Below are 11,514 nucleotides of genomic sequence, written 5' to 3' on the forward strand. Positions count from 1 at the left end.
AGACATCAGCCTTTCTGATTCAATGGGGTTCTTTGTTGATTCTAGCTATGACCAAGACCTGGCACAGTTTAGCTATGTAGCGGAAAGCAGCGGCACTTACTATCTGGAAGCCTCTGGGCTGGGCGATGATGACACGGGTGATTACTCGGTCTTGGTCGAAGAAGTTGGTATTACGACTGGTGATGACGTAGTAATTGCTTAGTAAAAACTTAGATTTTTTGGCTACGCGATCCACTCTATTCTGCCTAAAAAGCCCGCCAACGCGGGCTTTTGACGTTGGGCAAAAATTTACTTTTATGGGAAAAATCGGCGGGTGCGCCTACTGTGCCGTCGCCGGTTCAGCCGTCGGAAATAAATGAGTCATTGGTTCTTCTCCACCGTCTAGCGTGCCCAGTGGCCCAAGTTTTTCTGTTTTTCTTGCGATGTAGAGCGAGCCGAGTTGCACTGGGGCTCATGCGCACATCCTCGACAGACGTCCGGCTGCGCCACTTACGTACAGTTTTAGGGTTAATGACGCCGCGTCGGCTCAACGTCGCGACCGACTCCGTCGATCGCTGTATGTCTTCTCGGATGGCGTGCGTGGTCATGGCGCATTAGTGAAGTACCTGAGCCATGGATCCTCCTCGGACAAGGGGGCATACCATAAACCATTAGACTCCGAGACCAAGCACCCAGCAATAAAATAAGGCGGCCAATCGGCCGCCTTAAATGGAACATGTGAAGAGAACGTTACTTCACTTTAGGAGCTAGCTCGCCACGCTCGTAGCGCTGGAACATTACTTCTAAGTTGACGGGCTTAATTTTGCTCGCATTACCAGCAGTACCGAACGCTTCATAGCGCGCAATACATAGGTCGCGCATGGCGGTCACGGTTTCTTTAAGGAATTTACGCGGGTCGAACTCGGAAGGATTCTGAGCCATAAAGCGGCGGACGGCACCCGTAGAGGCAAGGCGTAAATCGGTGTCGATGTTGACTTTACGAACACCGTGTTTAATGCCTTCGATGATCTCTTCGACCGGTACACCGTACGTTTCCGGAATTTGACCGCCATACTGGTTAATCACTTCCAGCCACTCTTGTGGCACGGATGATGAACCGTGCATTACCAAATGCGTGTCGGGAATGCGCGCATGGATCTCTTTAATGCGCTGGATCGATAGGGTGTCGCCAGTGGGTGGCTTGGTAAATTTATAAGCCCCATGGCTGGTACCAATAGCGATAGCCAGTGCATCTACGTGGGTTGCTTTGACAAACTCAGCGGCTTCTTCCGGATCGGTGAGCATCTGTTCCATGTCCAGCTTGCCCTCGGCACCAATGCCGTCTTCTTCGCCAGCCATTCCCGTCTCTAGGCTACCTAAACAGCCTAGCTCGCCTTCCACGGAGACACCGCAAGCATGCGCCATCTCTACAGCACGACGAGTGACATCGACGTTGTAGTCATAGTCCATCGGTGTTTTACCGTCTTCACCCAACGAGCCGTCCATCATTACTGAGGAGAAGCCGAGTTGAATGGAGCGTTGGCAAACAGCAGGGCTAGTACCGTGATCCTGATGCATCACGACTGGAATGTGCGGGAATTCTTCAACTGCTGCCAAGATCAGGTGGCGCAGGAAGGGGGCACCGGCATATTTCCGCGCGCCAGCAGAGGCTTGCACAATAACCGGCGAGTCAGTGGCGTCAGCAGCTTCCATGATGGCGCGCATCTGCTCAAGGTTATTAACGTTGAATGCTGGAATGCCGTAGCCATATTCGGCTGCGTGGTCGAGCATTTGGCGCATGCTGATCAAAGCCATGGGATCACCTTAGTTGGGTTGTATGTAGGTACAAAGGCAGTGAGCGTGCCATTTGTTTAAATAAAGATTTAACCGCGCTGAGCGGCAGCTTCAAGTGCGGCGACGGCAGGCAACTGCTTGCCTTCAACGTACTCAAGAAATGCGCCACCGCCAGTAGAGATATAGGAAACGCGGTCAGCAATGGCATATTTATCAATCGCTGCTAACGTATCACCGCCCCCTGCAATTGAGAAAGCGCTGCTGTCGGCAATCGCCTTAGAAAGCACTTCGGTTCCTTTGCCAAACTGATCAATTTCAAATACACCGACAGGGCCGTTCCACAAAATAGTGCCTGCATTTTTCAGTAAGCTGGCTAAGTGGCTAGCGGTGTCGGGTCCGATATCCAGAATCATTTCGTTATCGGCGACCTGATCAACTGGCTTGATGACAGCTTCTGCGGAATCAGAAAACTCAGTGGCAACGACGACATCCGTCGGCAATGGAATGGCTACTTTTTCCATGAGTGCTTTTGCCTGGCCGATTAAATCTGCCTCAAAGAGCGATTTGCCAACATTATAGCCTGCTGCAGCGATAAACGTGTTGGCGATACCGCCGCCAACAATCAGTTGGTCGCATTTGTCTGAAAGGGCGGTGAGTACGTCTAATTTGGTGGATACTTTAGAGCCGCCTACAATGGCTGCCATGGGGCGCGCCGGATTTGCCAATGCTTTTTCAAGTGCATCCAGCTCTTGGGCAAGCAGCGGTCCTGCACACGCCTGTGGGGCAAAGCGCGCCACGCCATGAGTAGAAGCCTGTGCGCGATGAGCGGTACCGAAGGCATCCATGACAAAAACGTCGCATAACGCTGCGTATTGTTTGGAAAGCTGTTCGTCGTCTTTTTTCTCACCATTGTTAAAGCGCACGTTTTCTAGCAGCACAACATCGCCGTTAGCCAAGGTTGGCGCTGTATCGAGATAATCGCTGATCAGCGTAACGGGGCGGCTAAGCAACTCGCCTAGGCGCTCAGCGACGGGAGCGAGTGAAAATTCTTCAGCAGGCTCACCTTCAGTAGGACGGCCTAAGTGACTCATTAGCATCACTTTTGCACCTGCTTGAGCTGCTGCCTGAATGGTGGGCAGCGCTGCGCGAAGACGAGCGTCACTGGAAACACGGCCATGCTTGATCGGTACGTTAAGGTCTTCACGAATCAGCACGCGCTGCCCTTCCAGGGGCAGGTCGGTCATTTTTTGCACGTTCATGTGAGCGGTTTCCTCGTGTTCAAGCAGATGAAAAGACATGATGCAGGCCTAGCGAGCGTTGCTTTTGGAAAGCGATGCCAGCCGTTGGGTGATATCCAGCATACGATTGGCAAAGCCCCATTCATTATCAAACCAACACAGCAGCTTAATTAAGCGTGTCCCCGCGACCCGTGTTTGCGTGGCGTCTAGGATGCCAGAGCGTGGATCATGATTAAAATCTATCGATGCCATGGGGGCTTCGGTATAGCCTAATACGCCAGCTAAGCGCTGCTGGGTGGCGCTTCGTAGTAAGTCGTTAACGTGCTCGGCACTCGTGTCACGACGCACCGTCAATGCAGCATCCATGGCAGAGACATTAATCGTGGGTACGCGCACGTGTAGACATTCAAAACGACCGGACAGGCTTGGCATCAGGCGGCTGATCCCGACGGCCAACCCCGTGTCCACGGGGACAATCGACTGCATGGCCGAGCGTGTCAGGCGCAGGTCCGTTTGATGATAAGCATCAATGACGGGCTGGTCGTTCATGGCCGAGTGGATAGTGGTGGTAACGCCGTGTTCAAGCCCCAGTGCTTCGTCCAGTACGGTGAGTAACGGGACAAGGCAGTTGGTGGTGCATGAGGCTGCTGAGAGAATACGCTGGGAGAGTGTGAGCTCATGTTCGTTGATGCCCCACACAATCGTCGTATCCACATCGCTTTCGGCGGGTTGAGAAAACAGCAATCGCTTAGCCCCAGCGGCTAAATGCTGCTCCGCTGTCGCACGATCCTTAAAACTACCAGAGCATTCCAGAACTAAATCAATGTCTAGTGCTGCCCAGGGCAGAGCCTGCGGGTCACGCTCGCAAAGAACGTGTATGCGCTGGCCATTGATAAGCAGGCATTCACCGTCATTGTCTACTTCGCCTGGGAAACGACCATGGGTCGTATCGTAGCGAGTAAGGTAGGTAATCGTCGCAAGATCAGATAGCTCATTGATGGCGACCACTTCAATTTCTGGGTGGTTGCGCTCAACCAACGCTCTTAACACGCATTGGCCAATGCGTCCGTAACCATTAATGGCAATTCGATATGTCGAGTTTGCATTAGCCATGTCGCGAAGCGGCTCTCAAAAAATTGCTCAATGATAGCGTATTTCAACTGAGTTTGTTTTTCAGCTGACCGTGCCGATCAGCCGCCAGGCGAGTGGCAGCAATAGGGCGGTAAAAATACCGGTTAAACTCATGCCTAACGAGGCAAACGCGCCGGCCGTTGGGCTCAGTTCAAAGGCTCGCACAGTGCCAATGGCATGGCCATTGAGACCCAGTGCGAAGCCAATAATGCGTTCATCGTTAATTTTAAGCAGCCGAGCAACGACACTCACGAAGGGAATAGTAACCACTCCTGTCATTAACAGCGCCCCCATGAGTAACGCTACGTTGCCGCCGAGCTGTTCAGTAATGCCGATGGCGATTGGCGCGGTGACTGATTTGGCGGCGAGTGACGCCAAAATAGTTGGGCTAGCCCCCATCAGCCAAGCAATGCCGATTGCGTAGCAGGCCGCTAGTGCGGCGGCGACTGGTAAGCAAAGTGTCAGCGGTTGCCACAGCTCACGAATGCGCGGCAACTGTTGATAGAGTGGCATGCCTAAGGCAACGGTGGCCGGCCCTAACAAAATGGTGAGCCATGAGGCCCCTTGTTGATAAATCGAATAAGGCAGCCCTATCGCGACAAGTGCCGCTGCTAATAGCAACGCAGCGATTAGAATAGCGGGTAGCCAAGAAGGGTTGCGCAAGCGCTTAAAAATCAGGTTGCCGAGCAAATAGGCTGCAAGGGTAAGTCCTACAGCAAACAGCGGTGTGGCTGTTAGAGTGGACAACATATCAGTGGGCATCTGATCGCCCAATTAGCCGTTGTAATAACCATAACGTGGTAATCACGCTTAATAATGTCCCTAGCAATAGCGCAATGAGTATGGCGAACCACTGACCCGCGAGTTCATCCAGAATAAAGAACACGCCAACGACGCCTGGCATAATCAACATGGCCAGCAGCGCGATTAATGGTTGTGCTGCGGCCGCCAAACTTGAAGGCACGCGCCCTAAGACGCCAAGGGTGGCACATAGCAGTAGCATGCCGACCACCCCCGAAGAAAAAGGCAAACCGGAGAAGTGGATGACCACTTCCCCAATTAACCAATAGCTAATTAGCCAAAGCAGACCATTTAGCGCGGGCATGGCAGAACCCACGCTAGATTAGCCTGCATGGCGTTAGCCCAGCAGCTCATTGGCCTGTTTAACAATATTTTCAACCGTAAAGCCGAAATGTTTGAACAGTTCGCCCGCAGGTGCAGATTCACCGTAGGTGGTCATGCCGATAACACGACCATCCAGGCCAACGTACTTGTACCAGTAGTCGGCATGGCCCGCTTCGATAGCAATTCGCTTGGTGACTGCCTTGGGCAGTACACTTTCACGGTATTCCGCGTCCTGGCCATTAAAGCAGTAGGTTGACGGCATGGAAACCACGCGCACTGCGTTACCCTGCTGTTCTAGTTCTGCAGCGGCGTCCATGGCAAGCGATACCTCAGAGCCAGTGGCAATCAAAATCAGCTCGGGCGTGCCGTCGCTGTCTTTCAAAATGTAACCACCACGCTGAATAGCCGCTAATTGTGCCTTGGTGCGTTGCTGATGAGGCAGGTTCTGGCGCGAGAGCACTAACGCGGTGGGGCCGGCATGGCGTTTCACCGCGGCATCCCAGGAAGCCGCTGTTTCAACCGCATCACAGGGACGCCATGTGTTCAGGTTAGGCGTTGTGCGCAGGCTGGTCAGCTGCTCAATCGGCTGGTGAGTGGGGCCATCTTCGCCCAGGCCAATAGAGTCATGGGTGAATACATAAATGGCTTGCTGGCCCATCAGCGCGGCCATCCGCACGGCGTTACGCATGTATTCCATGAAAATCAGGAAGGTCGCGCCATACGGAACGAAACCACCGTGAAGGGCGATACCATTCATCACCGCACCCATGCCGAACTCACGTACCCCATAGTGCAGGTAATTGCCACTAGCGTCTTCCGGCGTGATGGCTTTGGCGCCCTTCCAGAAGGTCAAGTTAGACGGCGCAAGATCGGCGCTGCCGCCTAGCAGCTCGGGCATTTGCGGGCCGATAACATTCAACGCTTCAAAAGAGGCCTTACGAGAGGCAATGCTTTCACCTTTCTCTTGGGCCTGCTCAATGAGCGCGGTGGTTGAAAGTTCTGCCGGTAGCTGCGCCTTCATACGGCGCTCAAACTCTTTGGCTTCGGCTGGGAATGCTTCAGCATAACGAGCGAAGCGGGTATCCCACTCCTGCTGGCGGGTTTTGCCAGCGTTACGGGCATCCCAAGCAGAATATACGGGCTCGGGGATATGGAACGGTGCGTGCTCCCAGCCGAGCTGCTTACGGGCGAGGGCCACTTCGTCGTCACCTAAGGGTGCGCCGTGCGCCTCTTCTTTACCCTGTTTGTTAGGTGCACCAAAGCCAATGATCGTTTTGCAGATAATCAGGCTGGGCTTATCGTCGTGGCTCTTGGCTAACTCAATGGCCGCTTTGATCTCTTCCGGTTTATGGCCGTCGACGTTCGGCACCACGTGCCAGCCGTACGCTTCAAAGCGCTTAGCGGTGTCGTCGGTAAACCAGCCTTCCACCTCGCCATCAATAGAGATGCCGTTGTCATCATACAGGGCAATCAGCTTGCCAAGCTGCTGAGTACCTGCCAGCGATGCGGCTTCATGGGAGATGCCTTCCATTAAGCAGCCGTCACCCAGGAAGCACCAAGTATGGTGATCAACAATGTTGTGGCCAGGGCGATTAAACTGCGCGGCCAGCGTTTTTTCAGCAATCGCAAAACCAACGGCGTTGGCGAACCCTTGGCCCAGAGGACCGGTGGTGGTTTCGATGCCTGGGGCGTAGCCAAATTCGGGGTGGCCAGCCGTGGGCGAATGCAACTGGCGGAAATTCTGCAGTTGTTCCAGGCTTAATTCATAGCCGCTGAGGTGCAGCAGCGAATAAAGCAACATTGAGCCGTGGCCATTAGACAACACGAAGCGGTCGCGATCAGCCCACTTGGGGTCTTCGGGGTTGTGCTTGAGGTAGTCATTCCACAGCACCTCGGCGATATCAGCCATGCCCATAGGCGCGCCAGGGTGGCCAGATTTGGCCTTCTGAACAGCATCCATGGAAAGGGCGCGAATGGCATTGGCCAGCTCAAAACGGGACGGCATGGGTGTGCTCCTCGCCTGAAAACGGAAATAATAAAGCCGCTATTGTCGCTGACTTCCCCGGCGGCGGCAAATTCTGGAGCCACGTTCTGGGAAGAACCCCCAACAGCGTGTAGACTCTGCCTCCCGAAGTGGTAGCGAAAATGGTCGTGCCGCTTCTATATATGGGCAGGGAACTGAACTTCCTGCCATGATTTCCTGCTGATGCTGCGGTCACTCTGCAGCCGTCATACAGAGGGTCGAGAGCGCGATGAGCGAATATTCCCTGTTTACCTCCGAGTCTGTCTCAGAAGGGCATCCTGATAAGATTGCCGACCAGATTTCCGACGCGGTACTAGATGCCATTATCGCCCGAGATAAACAGGCCCGCGTTGCCTGTGAAACCATGGTGAAGACAGGCGTTGCCATTATTGCTGGTGAGATCACCACGTCTGCGTGGGTTGATCTGGAAGCGTTGGTACGTGATGTGATTACCGATATTGGCTATACCTCATCTCGCGTGGGCTTTGATGGCGCAACCTGTGGGGTGATCAACCTGATCGGCAAGCAAAGCGTTGATATCGCTCAGGGCGTCGACCGCACGAAACCTGAAGATCAGGGTGCTGGCGATCAAGGGTTGATGTTTGGTTACGCGACGAACGAAACCGATTCGTTTATGCCGGCGCCAATTCATTACTCGCACCGTTTGGTTGAGCGTCAGGCGGAGCTGCGCAAAAACGGTCTTCTGCCGTGGCTACGCCCAGATGCAAAAAGTCAGGTAACGTTCCGTTATAACGCGGAAGGCAAACCCTGTGGTGTCGATGCTATCGTATTGTCTACTCAGCACGACCCGGAAATCGGCCAAGACGACCTGCGCAAAATGGTTAAGCGCGAAATCGTCGAGCAGGTGATTCCCGCTGAGTGGCTGGATGAGAATACCCAGTACCACATTAATCCGACCGGCCAGTTTGTTATTGGTGGCCCAGTGGGCGACTGTGGCTTAACAGGGCGTAAAATTATCGTCGATACGTATGGCGGTATGGCGCGCCATGGCGGTGGGGCCTTCTCTGGTAAGGACCCGTCAAAAGTTGACCGCAGTGCCGCTTATGCTGGCCGTTACGTGGCTAAAAACGTCGTTGCCGCAGGCTTGGCTGATAAGTGCGAAATCCAGGTTTCCTACGCGATTGGCGTTGCCGAACCGACGTCGGTTTCCATCGATACCTTCGGCACCGGTAAAGTCGACGATGCTAAAATTGTCGAGCTAGTGCGTGAGCATTTTGATCTGCGCCCTTACGCGATTACTAAAATGCTCGACCTGCTACATCCGATGTATCGCCTCACGTCTGCTTATGGTCACTTTGGACGTGAGCCGTTTGAGCATAGCTACAGCTGGGTAGACGACAAAGGCCAGGTGCATACAGAAACCTTTACCGCCTTCCCGTGGGAAAAGACCGATAAAGCCGATACTCTGCGCCAGGCTGCTGGTTTGTAAACCAAACAACGTCTGTTGTAAGAGAGAACGCCCCTATGGCCTACGCCAAGGGGCGTTTTTGTTGTGCGTTGAACGGGATGATAAGCCTTACGCTAAGATTACTTTATTGTTGAGGGAGGTAAGTGGGAGAGGGAGAGCATGAGAAAATGGTGTGCAGCAGGCTGGAAATGGTTACTGGTTGCTTGGTTAATGAGTGTCACCTTATCCGCACATGCCAATGTGTGCCCTGATTGGCCCCGTGAACGGCTGGCGCAAGAGCGTCAAACACTGGCAGAGCATATTGCTCGATGGGACAGCGCCTATCACGATCAGGGCGAGTCACTGATTGATGATGAGCTTTACGATCAAGCGGTCGCTCGGCTAGCAAATTGGCAAGCCTGCCTGGGTGAAATGCCCCAGCATCGACCGCTAGCCAGAGTCACCCGTAGCGCTGACACGCTAGACCATCCCGTGGCGCAAACGGGCTTGAATAAGGCCGATGATGACGGTGTGCGACGCTTTATGAGCCGCCGAGATGATCTTTGGATTCAGCCTAAAATCGATGGTGTGGCGATAACGCTACACTACGAGGAGGGCGTGTTGGTCGAAGCGATTAGCCGCGGTGACGGCGAACGTGGTCAGAACTGGACGGCTCGTGTACAGCAACTCCCTGCTGTGCCAAATACACTGCCAACGCCGCTATCCGCTGTATTCCAAGGCGAACTCTACTGGATATTGAATGGCCATATTCAGTCGCAGAACCCCGCCTCTGGTGCGCGAGGTGCTGTTGCTGGGGCTATGGCTCAAGCATCGCCTGCGCGACAAACTCGTGAGCGGATCGGGCTGTTTATCTGGGACTGGCCAGAGGGGCCTACTGAGATGCATGCAAGGCTTGGCCAGCTGACCGCATTAGGTTTTGATACCGCCGCTTACACCCATCCTATTAATGCCCAGCATGACGCCGCCAACTGGCGCGATACATGGTTTAACGGCCCATTGCCGTTCGCCACCGATGGGGTGGTCTTGAAACAGTCCGAGCGCCCTGGGGTTCAACGCTGGACATCAACGCCGCCGGAGTGGGCTGTTGCGTGGAAATATCCCGCTCAGCAGGCGTTAGCTCAGGTTCGTGGCGTCGAGTTTCGTGTTGGTCGAACAGGGCGCGTGACGCCACTGTTGTGGCTCTATCCCGTCACGCTAGAAGGACGGCGCATTAGCCGTGTGTCGTTGGGGGCTCTGGAACGCTGGGAGACATGGGACGTGCGCCCTGGGGATCACGTTGCGATAACATTGGCGGGTTTGACTATTCCTCAGGTAACGGAAGTCGTTTGGCAAACCCAGGAGCGAGTGGCCCTTGGGGTTCCCTCGCCAGAGCGTTATCACCTGTTAAGTTGCTTTACGCTTACCACGGAGTGTGACGCGCAGTTGCTGGCGCGGCTTAGCTTCTTAAGTGACCAGTTAAACATGCAAGGCGTGGGAGAAGGGACTTGGCAAGCGCTGATGGAGGCGGGTGTCGTGACTGAACTGCTGGGCTGGCTGGCAGCAACGCCGGAACAGCTTCAGCGAGCACATGGCGTGGGAAGCGTTCGTTCTGCAGCGCTTGTCGCTCAGTTCCAGGCCGCACAGGCGGCCTCCTATTCTCAATGGTTAATGGCGTTAGGGATGCCGCCAGGTGGCAATGCTCAGCTAGGCGACTGGGATACGTTAGCAAGTTACACACCTACAGATTGGCAAGCCGAACCCGGCGTTGGCCCCGTACGTGCTGACGCATTGGTGGCATTTTTCAGCCACCCAGACGTGCAGCGGATGGCCGCCCAGCTAAAACTAACAGGGGTTGAAGGCTTTTAAGTTAATCAGAGGCTCCCTAGCCCGGTAAGGCGCAGCATTAGGTGGAGATAGAGAGGAATGAGTAATGGCGCTAATAGCGTGGTGGTAAGCACCGCTAATGCTCCCTTTTGCGGTTGAATCCCTAGCTCCATAGCGACCACCACCACGTTAGAGGCCATGGGGACGACGCCTAGCAACAGCAATGCCATACCGAGTTCTGGCGTCAGTGACCCAAGGGTTTGAAGTAATAAAACAGCGCTTAGCATCACCAGCGGCCAAAGCAAATAACGTAAACCCACGCAGGTGGCAACAAAGCGGGAGTCCCAAGCATCAAGCGTCACCTGGCTAAGGGTCATGCCGATGATCATCATGCCTAGCAGGGTGTAGGTGGCGGGGAAGACGTCCAGCGAGTTCATCAAGGCGCTGGGCAGTGTCACGTTGAGTGCACTCAGCAGCAGCGCAGACAAAAACGCGTAGACCAAGGGGAGTCGAGCAATTTTGATCAGACTTTGGCGTATGGAAAAGTGGCCACGGGCACTTAAGTAAAAGCCCACCGTAAACTCGTATAGATTAATCCCTAACATGCAGAAGAGATAAAGCGTGACACCTTCTGGCGGCAGTAAAATTAGCGCCACGGGCAGGCCAAAATAACCGGTATTGCCAGTGCCAGAAGAGAACGCTAACAGCGCCCCTTCCTGTGGCCCAAAGCGGTGCTGGGTAAACCAGCGTACAGCCAGCGCCATGGTACTTACCAAAATGAATAGCGCCAGCGTTAATAGCAGATACTCCGCCGTGGGGCCGCCGTTCATCAGTGCACGGAAAATGGTCAGTGGTGCGATCAGATAAACCAGTAAGGTGGCGATGGGGCGAGGGTCGATTTTTAAGCGCTGTGCGGCAATCCACCCCAAGCCTACAAACCCCAATAACATCAGCAGTGGCCCCATTAGGGCGCTTGGTGCTAAATCCATTTC

General features: G+C 54.2%; 10 protein-coding genes. 3 read left to right on the forward strand and 7 right to left on the reverse strand.

The genetic code is table 11. From position 1 onward, the window contains the following. The coding region (locus HVE01_RS19930; RefSeq protein WP_213014761.1) for a hypothetical protein at nucleotides 1-202 on the forward strand (202 nt) is incomplete at its 5' end. A gap of 527 nt (nucleotides 203-729) precedes the next feature. Here HVE01_RS19930 and fba read toward each other — a convergent pair. The 6 genes from fba to tkt form a co-directional block, all read right to left on the reverse strand. Next, on the reverse strand, nucleotides 730-1,794 hold the full coding sequence (gene fba / locus HVE01_RS18465) for a class II fructose-bisphosphate aldolase (RefSeq protein WP_038480053.1): 1,065 nt from the start codon (nucleotides 1,792-1,794) through the stop codon (nucleotides 730-732). Between the two features lie 68 nt (nucleotides 1,795-1,862). Then, a complete protein-coding gene (locus HVE01_RS18470) occupies nucleotides 1,863-3,032 on the reverse strand; it encodes a phosphoglycerate kinase (protein ID WP_146945319.1) in 1,170 nt (389 codons plus the stop codon). Nucleotides 3,033-3,080: 48 nt separating this feature from the next. After that, complete coding sequence (locus HVE01_RS18475; protein WP_146945320.1) at nucleotides 3,081-4,124, reverse strand: type I glyceraldehyde-3-phosphate dehydrogenase; 1,044 nt, start codon at nucleotides 4,122-4,124, stop codon at nucleotides 3,081-3,083. Between the two features lie 60 nt (nucleotides 4,125-4,184). Next, nucleotides 4,185-4,904, reverse strand: a complete 720-nt coding sequence (locus HVE01_RS18480) for an LrgB family protein (protein ID WP_125744734.1) — start codon at nucleotides 4,902-4,904, stop codon at nucleotides 4,185-4,187. Beyond that, nucleotides 4,894-5,247, reverse strand: coding sequence for a CidA/LrgA family protein (locus tag HVE01_RS18485; protein ID WP_089037279.1), 354 nt, complete (start codon nucleotides 5,245-5,247; stop codon nucleotides 4,894-4,896). The genes HVE01_RS18480 and HVE01_RS18485 overlap by 11 nt, the downstream gene beginning before the upstream one ends. A 33-nt stretch (nucleotides 5,248-5,280) precedes the next feature. Next, complete coding sequence (gene tkt / locus HVE01_RS18490) at nucleotides 5,281-7,272, reverse strand: transketolase (protein WP_125744736.1); 1,992 nt, start codon at nucleotides 7,270-7,272, stop codon at nucleotides 5,281-5,283. Between the two features lie 247 nt (nucleotides 7,273-7,519). Here tkt and metK point away from each other — a divergent pair, with 247 nt between their 5' ends. Both metK and ligB read left to right on the forward strand, forming a co-directional pair. Then, entirely contained in the window at nucleotides 7,520-8,740 is a 1,221-nt protein-coding gene (gene metK, locus HVE01_RS18495; RefSeq protein ID WP_125744738.1) for a methionine adenosyltransferase, read from the forward strand. 138 nt (nucleotides 8,741-8,878) lie between these two features. Then, nucleotides 8,879-10,564 (forward strand): NAD-dependent DNA ligase LigB, encoded by a 1,686-nt coding sequence (gene ligB, locus HVE01_RS18500; protein ID WP_146945321.1) that lies wholly within the window; start codon nucleotides 8,879-8,881, stop codon nucleotides 10,562-10,564. A 5-nt stretch (nucleotides 10,565-10,569) separates the two neighbouring features. Here ligB and HVE01_RS18505 read toward each other — a convergent pair whose 3' ends face one another. Then, nucleotides 10,570-11,511: an AEC family transporter gene (locus HVE01_RS18505; protein WP_125744745.1), complete on the reverse strand. Its 942-nt coding sequence runs from the start codon at nucleotides 11,509-11,511 to the stop codon at nucleotides 10,570-10,572. Between the last annotated feature and the right edge of the window lie 3 nt (nucleotides 11,512-11,514).

The organism is Vreelandella venusta (assembly GCF_007989605.1).
GTDB classification, from domain to species: Bacteria; Pseudomonadota; Gammaproteobacteria; order Pseudomonadales; family Halomonadaceae; genus Vreelandella; species Vreelandella venusta.

Coding starts and splice junctions, on each gene's coding strand:
- metK (WP_125744738.1), top strand. CDS start 7,520: ATGAGCGAATATTCCCTGTTTACCTCCGAGTCTGTCTCAGAAGGGCAT.
- HVE01_RS18505 (WP_125744745.1), bottom strand. CDS start 11,511: ATGGATTTAGCACCAAGCGCCCTAATGGGGCCACTGCTGATGTTATTG.
- HVE01_RS18470 (WP_146945319.1), bottom strand. CDS start 3,032: ATGAACGTGCAAAAAATGACCGACCTGCCCCTGGAAGGGCAGCGCGTG.
- fba (WP_038480053.1), bottom strand. CDS start 1,794: ATGGCTTTGATCAGCATGCGCCAAATGCTCGACCACGCAGCCGAATAT.
- tkt (WP_125744736.1), bottom strand. CDS start 7,272: ATGCCGTCCCGTTTTGAGCTGGCCAATGCCATTCGCGCCCTTTCCATG.
- HVE01_RS18475 (WP_146945320.1), bottom strand. CDS start 4,124: ATGGCTAATGCAAACTCGACATATCGAATTGCCATTAATGGTTACGGA.
- HVE01_RS18480 (WP_125744734.1), bottom strand. CDS start 4,904: ATGCCCACTGATATGTTGTCCACTCTAACAGCCACACCGCTGTTTGCT.
- HVE01_RS18485 (WP_089037279.1), bottom strand. CDS start 5,247: ATGCCCGCGCTAAATGGTCTGCTTTGGCTAATTAGCTATTGGTTAATT.
- ligB (WP_146945321.1), top strand. CDS start 8,879: ATGAGAAAATGGTGTGCAGCAGGCTGGAAATGGTTACTGGTTGCTTGG.